Annotated in this window: 14 protein-coding genes; 8 read left to right on the forward strand and 6 right to left on the reverse strand. The window is 36.4% G+C overall.

The genetic code is table 11. The annotated features are described in order from the left end of the window. Positions 1 to 37 precede the first annotated feature (37 nt). Both nosZ and ACTIEI_RS11635 read right to left on the reverse strand, forming a co-directional pair. Positions 38 to 2,014, reverse strand: coding sequence for a Sec-dependent nitrous-oxide reductase (gene nosZ, locus ACTIEI_RS11630; protein WP_439506461.1), 1,977 nt, complete (start codon positions 2,012 to 2,014; stop codon positions 38 to 40). Positions 2,015 to 2,023: 9 nt separating this feature from the next. Then, positions 2,024 to 2,515, reverse strand: a complete 492-nt coding sequence (locus tag ACTIEI_RS11635) for a c-type cytochrome (protein ID WP_439506462.1) — start codon at positions 2,513 to 2,515, stop codon at positions 2,024 to 2,026. A gap of 104 nt (positions 2,516 to 2,619) precedes the next feature. On the opposite strand from ACTIEI_RS11635, the gene ACTIEI_RS11640 reads away from it, so the two are divergent. Genes ACTIEI_RS11640 through ACTIEI_RS11650 form a run of 3 tightly spaced genes read left to right on the forward strand, consistent with a single transcriptional unit; the run spans position 2,620 to position 6,234 of the window. Next, entirely contained in the window at positions 2,620 to 3,240 is a 621-nt protein-coding gene (locus tag ACTIEI_RS11640; RefSeq protein WP_439506463.1) for a phosphatase PAP2 family protein, read from the forward strand. A 4-nt stretch (positions 3,241 to 3,244) separates the two neighbouring features. Continuing rightward, positions 3,245 to 4,915 carry an ArnT family glycosyltransferase gene (locus ACTIEI_RS11645; protein ID WP_439506464.1) on the forward strand — a complete coding sequence of 557 codons (1,671 nt, stop codon included), beginning with the start codon at positions 3,245 to 3,247 and terminating at the stop codon, positions 4,913 to 4,915. A gap of 32 nt (positions 4,916 to 4,947) precedes the next feature. Continuing rightward, on the forward strand, positions 4,948 to 6,234 hold the full coding sequence (locus tag ACTIEI_RS11650) for a hemolysin family protein (RefSeq protein WP_439506714.1): 1,287 nt from the start codon (positions 4,948 to 4,950) through the stop codon (positions 6,232 to 6,234). Here ACTIEI_RS11650 and ACTIEI_RS11655 read toward each other — a convergent pair. Further along, positions 6,231 to 6,719 (reverse strand): DUF6702 family protein, encoded by a 489-nt coding sequence (locus ACTIEI_RS11655; protein ID WP_439506465.1) that lies wholly within the window; start codon positions 6,717 to 6,719, stop codon positions 6,231 to 6,233. The genes ACTIEI_RS11650 and ACTIEI_RS11655 overlap by 4 nt on opposite strands. Positions 6,720 to 6,768: 49 nt before the next feature. Here ACTIEI_RS11655 and ACTIEI_RS11660 point away from each other — a divergent pair, with 49 nt between their 5' ends. From ACTIEI_RS11660 to ACTIEI_RS11680, 5 genes are all read left to right on the forward strand, one after another. Further along, the gene (locus ACTIEI_RS11660) at positions 6,769 to 7,353 is read left to right on the forward strand and encodes a HupE/UreJ family protein (RefSeq protein WP_439506466.1); all 585 of its coding nucleotides are present in this window, start codon (positions 6,769 to 6,771) and stop codon (positions 7,351 to 7,353) included. 12 nt (positions 7,354 to 7,365) lie between these two features. After that, positions 7,366 to 9,759 (forward strand): M1 family metallopeptidase, encoded by a 2,394-nt coding sequence (locus tag ACTIEI_RS11665; protein ID WP_439506467.1) that lies wholly within the window; start codon positions 7,366 to 7,368, stop codon positions 9,757 to 9,759. 92 nt (positions 9,760 to 9,851) lie between these two features. Beyond that, positions 9,852 to 12,242, forward strand: a complete 2,391-nt coding sequence (locus ACTIEI_RS11670; protein ID WP_439506468.1) for a M1 family metallopeptidase — start codon at positions 9,852 to 9,854, stop codon at positions 12,240 to 12,242. Between the two features lie 3 nt (positions 12,243 to 12,245). Next, positions 12,246 to 13,046 carry an alpha/beta hydrolase gene (locus ACTIEI_RS11675; protein WP_439506469.1) on the forward strand — a complete coding sequence of 267 codons (801 nt, stop codon included), beginning with the start codon at positions 12,246 to 12,248 and terminating at the stop codon, positions 13,044 to 13,046. 6 nt (positions 13,047 to 13,052) lie between these two features. Further along, complete coding sequence (locus tag ACTIEI_RS11680; RefSeq protein WP_439506470.1) at positions 13,053 to 13,880, forward strand: alpha/beta hydrolase; 828 nt, start codon at positions 13,053 to 13,055, stop codon at positions 13,878 to 13,880. A 29-nt stretch (positions 13,881 to 13,909) separates the two neighbouring features. Here ACTIEI_RS11680 and ACTIEI_RS11685 read toward each other — a convergent pair whose 3' ends face one another. Genes ACTIEI_RS11685 through ACTIEI_RS11695 form a run of 3 tightly spaced genes read right to left on the reverse strand, consistent with a single transcriptional unit; the run spans position 13,910 to position 18,455 of the window. Continuing rightward, positions 13,910 to 14,830 (reverse strand): glycosyltransferase, encoded by a 921-nt coding sequence (locus ACTIEI_RS11685; protein ID WP_439506471.1) that lies wholly within the window; start codon positions 14,828 to 14,830, stop codon positions 13,910 to 13,912. After that, positions 14,827 to 15,963: a glycosyltransferase gene (locus tag ACTIEI_RS11690; protein WP_439506472.1), complete on the reverse strand. Its 1,137-nt coding sequence runs from the start codon at positions 15,961 to 15,963 to the stop codon at positions 14,827 to 14,829. The genes ACTIEI_RS11685 and ACTIEI_RS11690 overlap by 4 nt, the downstream gene beginning before the upstream one ends. Beyond that, positions 15,963 to 18,455 carry a YfhO family protein gene (locus ACTIEI_RS11695; protein WP_439506473.1) on the reverse strand — a complete coding sequence of 831 codons (2,493 nt, stop codon included), beginning with the start codon at positions 18,453 to 18,455 and terminating at the stop codon, positions 15,963 to 15,965. Before ACTIEI_RS11695 ends, ACTIEI_RS11690 begins: the two co-directional genes overlap by 1 nt. Positions 18,456 to 18,479: the final 24 nt, after the last annotated feature.

Here is an 18,479-nt window from a genome sequence, read left to right on the forward strand (position 1 = left end):
CAGTGTTTGAATGAACTGCTCCTTTTGTTACAAATGATTACTTTGTTTCTGGAACAGCTTTTCCTAAACTAAATGTAAGTGGTACATTACTTCCTGCTGGGGAAACCCTAATATAACCCTGCATTTCTTGGTGCAATGCACTACAGAAATCTGTACAGTACATTGGGAACATACCCGGCTTTTTAGGTACCCACTTTAAAGTGGTTGTTTCGCCTGGCATGATGAGCAATTCTGCATTATCCGCTCCTTTAATTGCAAAACCATGTGGTACGTCCCAGTCTTGTTCTAGATTGGTAACATGAAAATAAACTTCGTCTCCTACTTTAATACCCTCAATATTATCTGGTGCAAAGTGTGAGCGAATTGAAGTCATATACACATGTACTTTATTTCCCTCTCTGGTAACTTTTGCGTTGGCTTCACCCATAGTAACATAAGGATGTTTGTTCTCTGCCAATTTAAATAGTTTCAGTTGACCGTTGTTTCTAATTATATCCGCTGGTGCAGACTGCGCATAATGTGGTTCCCCAATGGTTGGGTAGTCTAAAATCAATTGCATTTTATCACCACTAATATCATATAGTTGTGCGCTTTGTGACAATTCTGGCCCAGTTGGCAAATAACGATCTTTGGTAATTTTATTATAGGCAACTAAGTATTTAGGAGATGGTTTTTTAGTATTTCCACCAGGGATACTTAAGTGACCAACAGAATAATAAGTAGGTACTCGATCTACTACTTTTAAATCTTTGATATTCCATTTTACCACTTCAGAAGATACAAAGAATGAAGTGTATGCATATCCTTTACCATCAAATTCAGTATGTAGTGGTCCTAGACCCGGCTTCTTTACTTCGCCATATAAAGCTGATTCGTATTTAATAACAGGTATACCTTCATATTCTCCATCATAAGATTTAGCTGCAATCGATTGCTGAATTTTATCAAAACTAAAAACAGGAATCAAAGCGGCTAATTTACCTGAGCCTACAATGTATTCACCTGTTGGATCAACATCACAACCGTGTGGAGACTTAGGACAAGGAATAAAATAAACGATGTCTTTAAATTCTTTCACATCTAAAACCAACACTTCCTCTTCCATTTTTGAAGTGGCAGTTTGGGTAGATTCGTTCCAAGTATTATGTGCATACTTAGCTTTTACTTTTTTGCCTTTCCCTGCTTTGATATATTCCTCCGCTTTTTTCCAATTCACCGCCATTATAAAATCCTTGTCTTTTTGAGAAGCATTTACTTCTAATAAAGTACTTGCTTGCTCAGTATTATAGCAGCTAAAAAAGAACCACCCATGAGACTTTCCTTTTCCTGCACGAGCTAAGTCAAAGTTCACGCCAGGTGTTTTTAATTGGAAAGCAACTTTCATTTCTCCGGTTTCTTTTGCAACACTTACAAATGAGATATGACCTTTAAAATTCTTTTTGTAAGAATTAATGGCAACATCACCATTGTCTTCGTCAGAAGGCACACTAAAACGTGTACCAGCAACAATGTATTCTGAGTTTTCTGTTCCAAAAGGGGAGCTGTGATTGCCCGCACTATTTGGTAGTTCTAGGATCTCAGCTGTTCTAAAAGTTTTTAAATCTATTCTTGCTAAACGAGGGGTGTTATTGCCATTTGCAAATACCCATTTCCCATCAATTTCACCATTGGTTTGGCTCATTTCTGTGTGATGTAAATCGTCCCATGGTACAAAGCCATGAGAAGTGTTTAACATGGGTTTAGTTTCTTCGCTATAACCCCAACCTTTTTCGGGATCAACAGAAAAAACAGGAATTACTCTAAGTAAGCGGCCACTTGGTAATCCATAAACACTCATTTGGCCACTAAATCCACCCGAAACAAAATTGTAGTATTCATCGTATTTACCTGGTGCCACATAGGCTTTTGCTGCGGCGTCCCCGCTGACAGCACTTCCAGAGTTTTTAGGTTTACAAGAATACAATGCAGCTATAGCTATGATAGCAGCAATGGAGGTTGTTTGTATTATTTTCATATGATTTGTTTAATTAGTTCCATCATTTTTACGCATAAACTCTAAGATTTCTCTTGCATCAGTTTCGGTTAGCCCTTGATTGGGCATTCTAACCAAGCACAATTCTAATTGTGCTTGAATTTTAGGGTCTTTCTCTATCATTGGATCGGGGTTAGTAATAAAGTTTAAAATCCAGTAAGGAGTATTGCGGGTTGTGACTCCTTTCCATCCTGGGCCTACTAATTTTTCTTCAGTTAGTTTATGACAAGAAGTACACTTCGTAGCAGCAATGGCTTCTCCTTTACTTGCCATTGATTGATCAATTGAACCTAGGGTCACATTTGATTTGTTGAATTTACCTTCCCCTCGTTTAGGGTCGTAGTCTGAAGGAGTTGCATTTGGAGCAACTGTTGCATCTGAAGCCGACTCATTCGATTCTGCTTTTGGGCCACCGCCTCCGCAAGCAAAGACAGCCCAGCAAAAGGCTGTCATTAGTACAAATACGATTGGTTTTTTATTCATAACTGTAAGTTTTGTGTAAAGCTAAAAAAGGCAAGTTCCCATGTTTATGATTGCAGTCATACTTGTCAAAAAGCTTAAACACTATAATCTTCTTATTTTGCAGCATGATTATGTTTCTAAATGCATCTGTAAACTTGCTTGATAAGCTCATTAAGACTGATCAAGAATTGTTTTTACTATTAAATACAGTATATACAAACCCAGTTCTAGATTCAGTATTTCCTTGGTTTAGAGAAGGCAATACTTGGATGCCTTTGTATTTATTTATTATTGTAATGGCATTGGTTAATTTTCGGCAAAAAGCTTTTGCTTTCATTTTATTTGCAGTACTAACAATTGTATTAACCGATCAAATAAGCAGCAGTCTAGTAAAGCCTTTTTTTGAAAGGCCTAGACCTTGTAGCGATCCCTTTTTGATGAATCAAGTTCGACTATTGTTGAATGGGTGTTCAGGAGGATATAGTTTTACTTCTTCTCATGCTACTAATCACTTTGGTTTCGCAGTATACATTTTTCTTACTTTGGGCAATATAATTGGGAAGTGGAAGTATGCTTTTTTAATTTGGGCTGCTGCCATTTCTTATGGCCAAATTTATGTTGGGGTGCATTATCCTTTAGATATATTTTTTGGAGCTATATTGGGGGCAGTAATAGGAATTACTTCAGCCTACTTTCATAATAGAACTGCTGGAAAGATTTCTTTTGCAGATATTCAAAATAAATAATTACATGATTTCTAATAAATTTTTTAATACCGTTATCGGATCATGTATTCTTGTTTATTTAGTTGGGGTCTTTTTTATTCCACTGATGGACATTGATGCATCACAATATGCTTCAATCAGTAGAGAAATGATTGAGCGGGATAGTTTTTTGCAGATTTTTGATCAGGGTCAAAATTATTTGGATAAACCACCTTTATTGTTTTGGCTATCTGCATTTAGTATGCAACTGTTGGGTGTGTATGATTGGGCATATCGACTTCCTTCTTTAGTAGTATTGCTTGCTGGTATTTATGCTACTTATCAGTTTGCTAAAATTTACTATGGTGAAGAAATTGGCAAGTTGAGCGCCATGATTTTGGCTTCTTCTCAAGCGCTGTTTTTAATTAGCCACGATGTAAGAACCGATACTATGCTGATGGGGTGGGTGATGCTTTCCATTTGGCAACTAGCAGTTTGGTTTAAACAGCAGCGCTGGAAAAATTTCATTTTAGCATTTGTTTTTATTGGATGTGGAATGATGACTAAGGGCCCTATAGCATTAATGGTTCCTGGACTTGCATTTGCCAGTCATTTTTTATTGCAAAGGAATTGGAAGCAATTTTATAGATGGGAGTATTTAATAGGTATTTTTATAATAGGCATTATTTTATTGCCCATGTGTATAGGGCTTTATCAACAGTATGATTTACAACCAGGCAAATTGATTAATGGAAGACCAATTGATTCAGGTCTTCGTTTTTATTTTTGGACTCAAAGTTTTGGCAGGTATACAGGTGAAAATTTTTACCATGAAATGAGCTACTTCACGTTTTTACTGGAGAATATGTTTTGGAGTTTTCTGCCTTGGATCTTTTTTTTCTTTCCAGCTCTATTTTTTGCAGTCAAAGTAATATTCAAGCAAAAGATGCAGCTATCTAGTGATCAAGAGTTCATTACAACAGGAGGGTTTGTTTTAACTTATATCATATTAGCCAGAAGCCAAGCCCAATTACCTCACTATATATTTGTGGTTTACCCACTTGCTGCTGTGATTACAGGTAAATTTTTATATGATTTATTATACCTTAATAAAGTAGAGAAATGGCAAAAGCCATTATACTTTTTCCATTTGTTTATTTTCTTGTTGCTATGGTTAGCCATTATAGTTATTACTGGTTGGGTATTTAAAGAAGTTTCGTTCATGTTTACTTTACTTGCAATTACTGGATTTGGGCTATTTGTTTGGGTTGCTACTAAAAAAACAGTTTTAATCCCAACGCAGTTGGCTATTGCTTTAATCACTAGTATAGGAGTAAATTTTCTGCTAGGTAGTACTTTTTACCCCCAATTATTACAGTATCAAATGGGTAATGACGCAGCAAAAGCAATTAAGGAAAAGCAGTTAGCCCAAGAAGAAATTAGCTTGTACGGAATTCATAATAGCAATGCCCTCCATTTTTATGCAAAGCATATTTTCCCTTTCAAATCTAATAAAGAGCTGTTTAAGCCCAATGAAAAAGTAATAACTAGCAAAGACAGCGTTGCGGTTTTCAGAACAGTATTTCCTGCTGCTGAAATAGTACATGAGGGTAACCAATTTGCTGTATCGTTACTAACCATTCAATTTTTAAACCCAGCAACCCGGTCAGCAGAAACGCCACGTTATGTTATTTTAGATTTAGACGGCAAGCCCTAGACTGCTTATTTTTGCTTATTTTTACCAAAATGATGGAAATTTTTCTGATACTTTTTTTGATAATTGTCAATGGACTTTTCTCTATGGCAGAAATCGCATTGGTTTCGGCAAGAAAAGCACGTTTAGAGGCACAAGCTGCAAAAGGAGACGACGATGCTGCAAAAGCGCTCAAATTAGCCAATCACCCAGATACGTTTTTGTCTACTGTCCAAATTGGTATTACGTTGATTGGCGTTCTGACTGGTATTTTTTCTGGGGATAAGTTTAAAGAACCATTGGCTGCTTGGTTAGCTGGATTTAGTGGATTGTCCGAATATAGTAGTACGATTTCTACCACTATTATTGTAATTATTGTTACTTATTTTTCACTTGTATTAGGTGAATTGGTTCCAAAGAGAATTGGATTGAGTAATCCTGAACGCATTGCCAAATCAGTGGCAGGGCCAATGCGTGTTGCTGGATGGATCACATTCCCCTTTATTTGGTTATTATCTAAGTCTTCTCATTTTATTGTTAAACTGCTTAGGATTAAAGCCAATGAAAATCAGGTTACAGAAGAAGAAATCAAAGCAATTATTAGTGAAGGAACTGAGCAGGGAACCATTGAAGAAGCGGAGCAAGAAATAATTGAAAGGGTCTTTCATTTGAGTGATCGTAATATTACTTCGTTAATGACGCATAGAAGTGATATAGAGTGGTTAGATGGAGAAAAGAAAGTAGGCGAGGTAAGGGCGCAATTGCATGATATGATTCACTCTGTGTATCCAGTTTGTGAAGACGATATTGACCATATTAAAGGGGTTGTCTCTATTAAAGATCTATTTACGGCCGATGCAGATGCAACCATTTTCTCTATCATGCGATCGGCAATGTATGTTCCAGAGAATAATTCTGCATACCAAGTATTGGAAAAATTTAAGCAAACCAAAATTCATCAATGTTTTATTGTGGATGAATATGGTAGTGTTCAAGGATTAATGACCTTAAATGATATTTTAGAAGCAATTGTTGGCGATATTCCGCAGGAAGAAGATGAGGATTATGAAATTATTGAGCGCGCCGATGGATCTTTCTTAATAGACGCACAAATACCTTTTTACGATTTCTTGAGTAAGTTTGATAAAACAGAATGGATGGAAAAATGGGAGCAAGACTTTAATACACTTGCAGGTTTTATCATTCATCATTTAGAAAGAATACCTAAAACCGGGGAAACCTTAGAATGGGAATCGTTTACTTTCGAGATAGTAGATATGGATAATCATCGAATAGACAAAGTTTTAGTTACCACGACAGAGGCTTTAGCAAATGAGGATTAAAAACTAAAACTCGTAGACTTGTTTGGATAGTCTAATTTGTAACTTTTTTGATTGCCCTTACTTTTCACATGAAATAAGTTGATTTGGCTAGTTTCAAAATCATGTAAAATAGCACAGTTGATGTCTACTGTATTCATCTCTTTTATTTCCACTACTTCAAAATAAGACCAGGTACTTTCTTTAATAATCTCATACCCGATATAATTAAGCTTTACTGCCTTCCCATTAATTTTTAATTGAAGGGTTTTGCTAATATATTGGTTGATTTGTTGATCAATAATTGCCTTATTTTTTGGTTTAAGTATGTCAATAGTAGCGGTGGTGTTTTTTTGGAGTGTCTTTTCAAGATCATCCGTAAAAATTCTAACGCTGATTTCTGCAGTAGCTTCTTTTGTATTATGGTCAATTTCAATAACGGAGACATAGAATGGGTGCAAAATTGCTATGCTTACGCTAATTAACCATTGAGCGAATATTGTTGCCATTGAACCAATTTATTTATTGCAAATGTCGGTTTTAATTTAAATTGCTCCTATGAATGATTTTGGACTTTTTTTTCAGATGGGCTATGAACATATAGCAGACTTGAAGGGGATTGATCATATTTTATTTGTGGTAGCGCTTTGTATTCGCTACCAGTTTGCTGATTGGAAGAAATTACTATGGTTGGTTACTGCATTTACTATTGGTCATTCTATAACTTTAGCCTTAAGCGTATTCAATATCTTAAATTATTCTATCAATTGGATTGAGTTTCTAATCCCAGTGACCATTGTAATTACGGCCATCAGCAATGTATTTGTTAAAAAGTTTGCTTTCAAGGCCAAATTCCCCTTAATCTATTTCTTTGCCCTGTTTTTTGGCCTAATTCATGGATTAGGGTTTAGCAATTATCTTAAAAGCTTATTGAGTAAGGGCGAAAACATCGTTCCAGAGCTCCTAGCTTTTAATCTTGGTTTAGAAGTGGGACAACTCTTGATTGTACTATCGATTCTGTTTATTTCACTTATATTCGTAAATCTTTTTAAGGTTAATAGAAGAGAATATATCCTGTTTATTTCAGGAGGTATTTTTGCCATTGCACTTCAAATGGCTTTAGAGAGAAATCCATTTTTTTAAATCAACTCTATTATGAAGAAAATTGCGGTGTTTTTAGTTGCATCTGTATTTGCCTTAAGCAGTCAGGCGCAAAACATCATGAACAACCCTACCTCCAATCATGGTAACAAGTTTGAACAATTAGGTACTATTTTACCTACGCCAAACGAATACAGAACGGCAAGTGGGGCTCCTGGACCTAAGTATTGGCAGCAAAGAGCTGACTATGTAATTAAAGCTGAGTTAGACGAAGCCAATCTAAAATTAAAAGGAACGGAAACGGTTACTTATTTTAATAATTCTCCAGACGTTTTAACTTATCTATGGTTACAATTAGACGAAAATGAACATAGTAGTAAGAATAATGCAAATTATCAGGATGCGTCTACTATGCCTCGTCAATTAACTACAGCGGCTATAGACAATATGGCTGAAGCAAAAAAAGACAATGGTAATGGACATATCATTTCTTCTTTAACAGATGCAACAGGTAAAGCTTTAAAATATACTATCAACAGAACAATGATGCGTATTGATTTGCCTGCACCGTTAAAGCCAGGGCAAAAATTTGTATTCAATGTAGCTTGGAGTTATAAGATTACCAATCGTATGACTGTTGGAGGTAGAGGTGGATATGAAACCCTAGAGGACGGCAATAACCTATTCACTATGGCACAATGGTTCCCACGTTTATGTGTGTACAGTGATTTTCAGGGATGGCAAAATCAGCAGTTTACTGGCAGAGGAGAATTTGCTTTGGCTTTTGGCAACTACGATGTAACGCTAACTGTACCTGCAGATCATATTGTATTAAGTACAGGTGTTTGTCAAAACTATGCACAAGTATTAAGCCCAGCTCAGTTGGCTAGATGGAATCAAGCACAAACTGCAAAAGAGCCTGTTGAAATTGCTACTTTAGCTGAAGCAAATAGCAAAGAGAATACAAAGAGCACGCAGAAAAAAACCTGGGTGTACAAAGCGGAAAACGTGAGAGATTTTGCTTGGACAACCAGTCGTAGATATATCTGGGATGCAATGCCTGTATATGTAGAAGGCAAGAAGATCATGTGTATGAGTGGATATCCTAAAGAAGCTTATGGATTGTACAGAAAGTATTCAACCAAAGTAGTAGCCCATACCATCAAATCTTATTCTAAGTTCTCTATTCCTTATCCTTACCCAGTTGCTCAAAGCATTGAAGCTTCTAACGGTATGGAGTACCCAATGATATGTTTCAATAATGGTAGAACCAATAAAGATGGTTCATATAGTGAGCAAACCAAAGTGGGTATGATTGGCGTAATTGTTCACGAAGTTGGGCATAATTTCTTCCCAATGATTGTAAACAGTGATGAACGTCAGTGGAGTTGGATGGACGAAGGTATTAACAGCTTTGTGCAATACTTGACAGAAGAGTTGTTCGATAATAAATACCCATCAAGAGGTGGTCCAGCATGGGGAATTGCTGGATACATGCGTTTGCCAAAAGAGCAATTAGAACCAATCATGACCAATAGCGAAAACATTGTGTTATTTGGACCTAATGCTTACACTAAGCCTGCCACAGGTTTAAATATACTTCGTGAAACCATCATGGGGCGCGAATTATTTGATTATGCCTTTAAGGAATATGCAAGAAGATGGGCATTCAAACACCCAACTCCTGCAGATTTTTTTAGAACGATTGAAGATGCAAGTGCGGAAGATTTAGATTGGTTCTGGAGAGGTTGGTTTTATGGGATAGATCCAGTTGATATTGCAATTGATACAGTAAAACATGCAGTGATGAATCCTGATGCGGTTCCTTCAACTCCTCAGGCTTCTACTCAGACTATGTCTTTAGCTAGACCTTTGTTTAGCGGACCTGCAGCATTCGATGATATTTCTAAGCAAAGAAATAGAAACGATAAAAGCATTGTTTTCCAAACAGATGTAGATACTAGTTTAAGGGATTTTTATTGGAGATATACTCGTGGTTTAGAGCCCTATGATTCAACTGTTAAATTCTCTTTCCCTGCTCCAACACCTCCAACTGCCTTAACCGAAGAAGAGAAAAACAAGTATAAAGATGTTAATTTATATGAAGTTACTTTTTCTAATAAGGGGGGATTGGTAATGCCGATTATAGTAGAGTTCACTTTTGAGGACGGAACCACTGAAATGGAAAGAATTCCTGCCCAAATTTGGAGAAAAAATGAGCAGAAAGTATCCAAACTTTTTATGACTACTAAGAAGGCGAAATCCATTAAAGTAGATCCAATGAAAGAAACCGCAGACATCAATGAAGGAAATAACGTTTGGCCAAAGAATGGAGTAGCTCCAGAGCCAAGCAAATTCAGTTTGTTTAAAGGGGCTGCTGGTCGAGCTCGTGGTGCATCATTTGGCGTCAACCCAATGCAAAATGCCATGCAGAAAGCCAATAAATAATTCAAAAAATAGATAAATCAATGCCACCTGTTTTAATACGGGTGGCATTTTGTATTTTAGCCATCCTTATGCTTCTGACTAAATAAACCATTATGAAAAAAATTGTTTTTGTTTTCTTCGTTTCATTGATAGCTGTAGTTGCACAAGCACAAAATATCATGAACAATCCAACTTCAAATCATGGCAACAAATTTGAACAACTTGGAACCATTTTGCCTACACCCAATGAATATAGAACAGCTAGCGGAGCCCCAGGTCCAAAATACTGGCAGCAAAGAGCTGATTATATTATTAAAGCAGAATTAGATGAAGCTAAATTGCTATTAAAAGGAACAGAAACCATTACTTATTATAACAATTCTCCTGATGTATTAACGTATATATGGTTGCAGTTAGACGAGAACCAACATAGTACGGTAAACAATGCAAATTACCAAGATGCATCAACTCTTGAGAATGCAATTGCCACCAATCAGTTGGAAAAATTAGCAGCTGCTAAATCAGATAATGGATATGGTCATAAAATTGCTAAGCTAACCGACGCTTTAGGTAAGCCATTGAAATACATCATTAATAAAACAATGATGAGAATTGACATGCCGGCTCCTTTAAAGCCTGGACAAAAATTTGTATTTAATGTAGCATGGAGTTATAAAATTGCAGATCGAATGACTTTTGCTGGAAGAGGTGGTTACGAAATGTTGGAAGATGGCAACCATTTGTTTACCATGGCCCAATGGTTTCCTCGTTTATGTGTGTATAGTGATTTCCAAGGATGGCAGAATCAGCAGTTTTCTGGAAGAGGTGAGTTTGCACTTACATTTGGTAACTATGATGTAACGCTTACAGTGCCTTCCGATCATATTGTATTGAGCACAGGAGTTTGTCAAAATTATAGTCAAGTATTAAGCCCAGCACAAATGACTCGCTGGAATCAAGCGCAAACCGCAAAAGAGCCTGTTGAAATTGCTACTTTAGAAGAAGCCAATAAAAGAACCGAAGGAAAAGCTACTTCCACCAAAACATGGATTTACAAAGCAGAGAATGTAAGAGATTTTGCTTGGACTTCTAGTCGCAGATATATTTGGGATGCCATGCCAGTATATATTGAGGGAAAGAAAGTTATGTGCATGAGTGGTTATCCAAAAGAAGCATACGGATTATACCGTAAGTTTTCTACTAAAGCCGTAGCGCATACTATTAAAACCTATTCTAAATTCTCTATCCCTTATCCTTATCCTGTTGCACAAAGTATTGAAGCATCTAATGGAATGGAGTATCCAATGATTTGTTTTAATAATGGTAGAACAAATAAAGATGGCTCTTATGCAGAAGCAACAAAGTATGGTATGATTGGAGTAATTATACATGAAGTAGGGCATAATTTCTTCCCTATGATTGTTAATAGTGATGAGCGTCAATGGAGTTGGATGGATGAGGGATTGAATACATTTGTTCAATTCTTAACAGAAGAAGAATGGGATAACAAGTACCCTAGTAGAAGAGGCCCAGCTAGATTAATTACAGACTACATGCGGTTACCTAAGGATCAATTAGAGCCAATCATGACCAATAGTGATAATATTATTCAGTTTGGTCCAAATGCCTATGCAAAACCTGCAACTGGCTTGAATATACTGCGTGAGACCATTATGGGACGCGAATTATTTGACTATGCTTTTAAAGAATATGCGAGAAGATGGGCATTTAAACACCCAACACCTGCCGACTTATTTAGAACCATGGAAGACGCTAGTGCGGAAGATTTAGATTGGTTTTGGAGAGGTTGGTTTTATAGTATTGAGCCATGTGATATTGCCATTGAAAATGTAAAGCATGCAGTGGTAAACACTATCCCTAATACCGAAGCGCCAAGGGCTGCTAACCCAATGACACGTGGATTAGATAAGCCATTATTTAGTGGAGCTGCAGCATTCGATGATATATCTAAACAAAGAAATAGAAACGACAAAAGCATTGTTTTTCAAACAGATGTAGATACTAGTTTAAGAGATTTTTATTGGAGATACACAAGAGGATTAGAAGTGTATGATTCAACTTTTAAATTTCCTTTACCAACTCAAACCGCACTATCCACTTTATCATCAGAAGAATTAGCCAAATACCAAAATACCAATTTATACGAAATTACTTTTGCCAATAAAGGCGGATTGGTAATGCCGTTAATAGTTGAATTTACTTTTGAAGATGGAACCAAAGAAACAGAGAAAATTCCAGCTCAAATTTGGAGAAAGAATGAAAACAAAGTCACTAAATTATTTATGACGACTAAAAAAGCAGTGTCTATTCAATTAGATCCATTGAAAGAAACGGCAGATATTAATGAGTCAAATAATAAATGGCCAACTGGCACAGTTACTGAGCCTTCTAAATTTAGTATTTTCAAAGCAGGAGCGGGCAGAGGAAGAGGTCAATCTTCTGGTGTAAATCCAATGCAACACGCTATGCAAAAAGGACAATAAAAGATGAAGAAAGTTTGTTTGAGTATTGTTTTTGGATTTGTTTGTTTGGCACTTTCTGCAAAAACAGATACGATAGCTGTTTATAGCAAAAGCATGAATAAACCTATTAAAGTAGTAGTGATTCAACCTGATAAAATTGCTAAGGATAAAAAGTTGCCAGTAGTTTATTTGTTGCATGGGCATGGAGGTAATCATAAAGCTTGGTTACAATCTGCTCCTCAATTAGAAGCCAAAGCGAATCAATTGAATATGTTACTGGTTATGCCCGATGGAAGTAGAAATAGTTGGTACATGAATAGCCCCATAAATCCTTCTATTCAATATGAGACTTTTATGGTAAAAGAACTAGTGCCTTATATTGATTCTGCTTATAACACCAATTTAAAAAGAGCCATTACGGGCTTGAGTATGGGCGGGCATGGTGCTTTTTATTTGTCTTTTAGAAATAAGGGAGTATTTGGTGCAGCAGGAAGTATATGCGGCGGCGTTGATATTCGTCCTTTTCCTAAGAACTGGGAACTCAATCAATTGTTAGGAGATATTACTGAGCAACCTGCGAATTGGGAAGCGAATACAGTCATTAATATAGCAGACAATGTTAACCCTGGGGATTTACAAATCATTTTTGATTGTGGATATGGAGATTTCTTTTTGGCAGTAAATAGGGCTTTACACCAAAAATTTTTACAGAAAAAAATTCCACACGACTATACTGAAAGGCCTGGGGCACATACTTCCGCTTATTGGGGCAGTAGTATTGATGGACACCTTTTGTATTTCAGTAAATTTTTTAATGAAAAATAGCAGTCTATGAAATGTTGGACAATGGTATTGATAGGGTTGATATGCAGTGAGCTTTCTTTTGGCGCACAAACAGATACATTGGCTGTGCCCAGTGCATCTATGAAGAAAAAAATCCCAACCGTCATTGTATTGCCAGAAGGATATCAATCATCTAAGCAATCATTTCCAGTCATTTATTTATTGCATGGGGCAGGGGGTAGTTATCGAAATTGGATTACCCGTGTTCCGCATATTCAACAGTTGGCAGACAACAATCAAGTAATTATTGTATGCCCAGACGGAGCTGTTACCAGTTGGTATTTTGATAGCCCCGTCGATAGTACAATGCGCTATGAAACCTTTGTAGCGAAAGAGTTACCTGATTATATTGACCAACAATACAAAACTATTGCCAACAGAAATGGAAGGGTAATTACCGGATTGAGTATGGGAGGCCATGGTTCTTTATTTTTAGGCTTTCGTCATTCCAATACTTTTAGTGGGGTTGGTAGTATGAGCGGAGCATTGCATGTAACCGTAATTAGGCAAGGTTATGGTGTAGAAAAAGTATTAGGCGACACTGCAATAAATCGGAAATATTGGAATGATTGGAGTGTACTCAATGCCATAGAACAAAAGCCATCTGATTCATTAGCAATCCTAATAGATTGTGGAGTAGAAGATCGGGTATTACCTATGAATAGGGCAGTGCATGAAAAAATGCTGAAGCTAAATATTGCACATGAGTATACGGAAAGACCAGGAAATCATGATTGGAAGTATTGGGCAAACGCCATAGATTACCAAGTGCTTTATTTTAGTAAGCATTTCAAAAGAATGCTAAAACCTAGTTAACCTTTAAGGTAGTTTCCTTGATGCTGCATTTAATGGCCCAATAATCCTTTTAAAGCATCTATTCTGAACTGAATAACTGGTTTCATTTTAGCAGGATGCCCTTGCAATAAATAGCCAAGGGCTAAAATGATTGAAGCTGCTAATTTAAAAAGGTACTCTGCAATTTTTTTGAAGTAGGTTATTTGACTGATTGAAGCTGTTCTTACTTTTTCCCCTCTGCCAATTCCACTAGCTACCCTATACATGTATTCCGGTGTTAACTTTTCGGTTTCAACAATATGATCAACTATAATGTCTGGGTGGTAATAAATGATTTTGCCCAATGCTTTTAGTTTTAAGAAAAACTCTTTGCCCTCACCGCCAATTCTTAAAGTTCCTTTTACGCCAGGCAAAGCAGTATTAAATCCATTTACTAGATTAAAATCTTCCCTTTTGATGATCATATTAGATTCTAAAGGGTATTTATTAGGGCTAAAAATAGTGATCTCTTTACTGTAGTCAAAATTACCAACTAAGGAAGAAACAAAATGGCTCATCCACTCTGGCTCTGATGGAATATACTTGGGAATAATTCTTCCGCCTAATCCACCCGCATCGGGATAGTGCTTAAAAAAATCAATAATTAATAATAAGTAATTTGGATGAGCAATCGCATCATCATCCATAAAACAAAGTAGGGGAGCTTTAGCGATAGCAGCCCCTGTATTTCTTGCAAATGAAGCCCCTTGGTTGGATTCATTTAAATAAATAAATTGAGCATCTTGATGGTTTGCTATAAATTCTTTGCAAACGATTGCTGTATTATCTGATGAGTTGTTATTGACAACGATTACTTCATATACTTCTTTGCTTAATTGTTGATCATACAAACTCTCCAATGCTGCTGGTAAATAACGTGCCCTGTTATACGTGCAGATTACAATCGATATTTCAAGCTTAGTTGGGTTCATTTAGGCAAATATAAAAGGGAATCTCGAACAATATTAGCCCAATTCAGTGCGCTATAAAATGCTATTGGTGTTTCAGGTATTTCATTGACTGAAATTTGAATCATGGCTTTTGCAAATCCATCCCAATTGTAATCGTCGAGAACAATGAGTTGTTTGCTTAACATATTTTTATTAAATCCATCAGCACTTTTTTTACAAGCAATTACCATTTGACTTGCAGCAATTGCATCGGTTATTTTAGTTTTTACTCCTGCACCTAATGTAATTGGACAAATAAAACAATCTGTGCCTTTATTGTATAATTGAATATTCTCAACGAAGCCCTTATAAATAATGGTTGGGCAAGCTAGCAATTGAAGTTCCCAATTGGGCTTGATTTGTACCCCACAAACAAAAATTCGATATTTGATCTTTGCTTGATTTAATCTTGGAACGAGTTCATTTAAAATGATATAAAGTGCGTCTTCATTGGGTGTATAATCTAAAGTGCCATTGAATAAAAATAATTTTGTTTCAACTGAAAGATTGTGAAGGCTTAATACGGTATTCCTACTTTCCGTCTTATCAAATAAATTGCAAGGTTCTGCTAAGTTAATTCCATAAGGTACGGTATATGAAATAGTTGGATTTATTCCCCAATATTCTATTGCGTAGATCCTTTCTTCATCGGAGATAAAAAAATTTCTATCTGCTTTTTGATGTACCCATTTTTCGTATACCTCATAAGCTTGCCAGCCCCATCTACCCATATCCCTAAACCGATAAGCTTCTAAATTGGCAGATTTAATCACCAGTTTTTTACCCGTTAGCCAACGAAGTAAAATACCTAGCCAACCAAAATAACTATGATTAATAATGATGATATCAATTTTTTCTCTTTTGATAATTTGAACCAATTTAAAACAATAAATGAGGTTCAAAAATCCATACCAATGATTAAATAAGAAAGGAAGCACGTTTAACTCCTTTTCGGTTAAAACGGCTTCCTTATTATCTTTTGAGACAGCTAAAACAACATTTGTTTGCTTGGATAGTGCTCTATAATAGTCAACAATATATTTTTGTCCTCCCATTAAAGCAGGGAACACTTTAAATGAAACGATTCCCAAAACATTGGGCTTTTTTTGCGGCATTAGGTGGTTTTGGTTTTTTTGAACCCCGTAACAATAGCACCTAATAAAAGCAACCAGATAATAATGGAAGAACCTACAGCAGCTTTAGAGCCAATTGCATAAGATGCAGGTTCGAATTTGAACTCAATCGTATGATCACCTGCAGGAATTTCCATGCCTCTTAAAACATAGTTGGTTTGTAAAATGGCCGATTCTTTCCCATCAATAAATGCCTTCCATCCCGCGTCATAAAATACTTCGCTAAATACAGCAAACTGATTAGTACTAGATTTATACTTATAAGTTGCAGCATCATTTTCGTTCTTTAATAATTGAATACTTGCTGTACTATCATATTGAATTGCGCCTATTCTAGTTTTGTCTTTTTGATCTAATAATGCGGTTTCTGAAGGATTAAAATCGCTAATAGATTTCATAATAGCGGCAGGCCCTTCCTTAAATTCAACCGATTTGACTAACCATGCTGCACCCAGTGCATTGGGATTTTGCTGAACGGTTGCTTGTCCTGTTTGCGGATCAGGCATTATTAGATATTTGGTATTCAGCATATTCAATGTTGGCATACAATTAGGAAACTTATAGAATTGATTTTCTATTAAGTCTTGGTAGATGCTCAACTTTGCAGGATGATATCCGCCCACTGATTTGTGAAAATATGCGGTTAAAGCGCCAGCATTAAATGCATTGGAAATCCCTTGGGTTAAATTTAATACCCTATAATAACTCGTATCTTTTAAGATTTCCTGATCTGCAGCAGTAGGCGTGAAAATATTTTCATATTCGGCAGCATCTTGGTAATTGTCGGCATTTAGGTATTTACTATTAATGCCAAATACGTCAATCATTGCAAATAAACCTATTACTGCAGTAATAATTAACGGACTGATTTTTTGCTTAATTGCAGCATAGACAGCAGCCCCAGCCACTGCACAGAATAATAAGGTTCTTAATAAATCTCCTAATACCAAACTTTTTCTATCTTCTCTTAGTCCTTCTACAAATGATTTAACGGGAGCTTCAATTTGTGCACGTTGAGTAGCATCTGGTATTTTGCTAATTTGCTCCAACAACATTTTATCTCCTGCACTACTGAAGTCTGCGGTTAAATAAACCAACACAGTAATTCCAAATACTGCAGCAACTACCATTAATCCTTTCTTGTATTTCTCCCAAAGCAGGGTCTTATTTTCTGCATTAATGAGGGTATTTAAAGACAAAGCAGCCAACATACATAGTAAGAAAGTTGGTACGACTAAAATCATGCTTGGTGCTCTAAACTTATCGTAAACAGGCAAATATTTAAGCATGGCTACATTGAAGCCCTCTAAGTATTTACCCCAACTCAACAGTAAAGTAAATACGATGGCAGCCCCCATCCAGTAGGTATATTTTTTATCTACAATCACGAATCCAATCAAGGCTAAAAAACAAACAATTGCGCCTGCATAAGGAGGACCAGATGTGCCAACACCGTCAATCCCACCCCAATAAAATTGCATATACCCTTGTATTTGCTGAGCTAATTCTTGAGGCATTTGTTGCAATGCAGCTACTGCTTGAGATTTATCTTGAGATACTTCTAATTGGCTGCTACTCCCACCATACAATCTAGGAAACATCATCACCAACGGTTCTGTTTTATATACACTATAGCTTAATGCATAATCTTTGCTCAATCCTGTTTTGGTCACATTGGTAGTACTATCTGCTAATACACTTCCACCTCTAATTGTTTTTTTGGCGTATTCGTAAGTGGTGAATAGGGTCACAGCATTTACTAGAATGCCCAATAATGCAGCCATGATTGCTAAACCAGCTGATTTGCCTAAATGCGCCCATTCATTCTCTTTTATGCAACGGATGCCAAAAGCAACACTCATAAATAGGATGATTAAAAAACCATAATAGGTAATCTGTAAATGGTTTGCGCCTAATAGGAGTGCAGTAAATAGTGCAGTTAATGCGGTTCCAGTAATATATTTTTTATTATAAATCAATAATAATGATCCAATGACAGCTGGTAAATATGCAATCGCATTCATTTTAGTGTCATGGCCTGCGGCAAGTATAATCGGATTATAAGTAGCATAAGTATAGGCCAATGCACTAAAAATACCAATATACGCGTTGATGCTAAGAACTTGTGTTAAGAAGTAAAAACACAAACACGCTAAAAAGAATACTCCCACTGGTTTTGGCAAGCCTAGTAGAATGATGTCGCCTAAATACCCTACAGAAACGGGGTTTTCACTAATCCCTGTAATTTGATAAGCGGGCATGCCGCCAAACATTCCATTGGTCCAAAGCGGGAAATGACCAGTACGTTCTTTTGCTTGAAAAGAATTCTGCGCCATCCCTTTCCATTGTGTAACATCGTGTTGTTGCAAGACTTTTCCTTCTAAAGCTGGCTTACAATAAAAAAGGGCAACTAATAAGAAAATTACCACTGCAATTGCATGCGGCATTAAAGCTTTCCAATTGATCCTGTTCATAGAATTTAAAATATGCAGCAAACC

The sequence above is a fragment of the Sediminibacterium sp. genome (genome assembly GCF_051860225.1).
In the GTDB taxonomy this organism is placed as follows: Bacteria; Bacteroidota; Bacteroidia; order Chitinophagales; family Chitinophagaceae; genus Sediminibacterium.

Bases quoted from the DNA above. Each gene is read 5' to 3' on its own strand.
- nosZ (WP_439506461.1), bottom strand. From the start codon at position 2,014: ATGAAAATAATACAAACAACCTCCATTGCTGCTATCATAGCTATAGCT.
- ACTIEI_RS11635 (WP_439506462.1), bottom strand. From the start codon at position 2,515: ATGAATAAAAAACCAATCGTATTTGTACTAATGACAGCCTTTTGCTGG.
- ACTIEI_RS11640 (WP_439506463.1), top strand. From the start codon at position 2,620: ATGATTATGTTTCTAAATGCATCTGTAAACTTGCTTGATAAGCTCATT.
- ACTIEI_RS11645 (WP_439506464.1), top strand. From the start codon at position 3,245: ATGATTTCTAATAAATTTTTTAATACCGTTATCGGATCATGTATTCTT.
- ACTIEI_RS11650 (WP_439506714.1), top strand. From the start codon at position 4,948: ATGGAAATTTTTCTGATACTTTTTTTGATAATTGTCAATGGACTTTTC.
- ACTIEI_RS11655 (WP_439506465.1), bottom strand. From the start codon at position 6,719: ATGGCAACAATATTCGCTCAATGGTTAATTAGCGTAAGCATAGCAATT.
- ACTIEI_RS11660 (WP_439506466.1), top strand. From the start codon at position 6,769: ATGAATGATTTTGGACTTTTTTTTCAGATGGGCTATGAACATATAGCA.
- ACTIEI_RS11665 (WP_439506467.1), top strand. From the start codon at position 7,366: ATGAAGAAAATTGCGGTGTTTTTAGTTGCATCTGTATTTGCCTTAAGC.
- ACTIEI_RS11670 (WP_439506468.1), top strand. From the start codon at position 9,852: ATGAAAAAAATTGTTTTTGTTTTCTTCGTTTCATTGATAGCTGTAGTT.
- ACTIEI_RS11675 (WP_439506469.1), top strand. From the start codon at position 12,246: ATGAAGAAAGTTTGTTTGAGTATTGTTTTTGGATTTGTTTGTTTGGCA.
- ACTIEI_RS11680 (WP_439506470.1), top strand. From the start codon at position 13,053: ATGAAATGTTGGACAATGGTATTGATAGGGTTGATATGCAGTGAGCTT.
- ACTIEI_RS11685 (WP_439506471.1), bottom strand. From the start codon at position 14,830: ATGAACCCAACTAAGCTTGAAATATCGATTGTAATCTGCACGTATAAC.
- ACTIEI_RS11690 (WP_439506472.1), bottom strand. From the start codon at position 15,963: ATGCCGCAAAAAAAGCCCAATGTTTTGGGAATCGTTTCATTTAAAGTG.
- ACTIEI_RS11695 (WP_439506473.1), bottom strand. From the start codon at position 18,455: ATGAACAGGATCAATTGGAAAGCTTTAATGCCGCATGCAATTGCAGTG.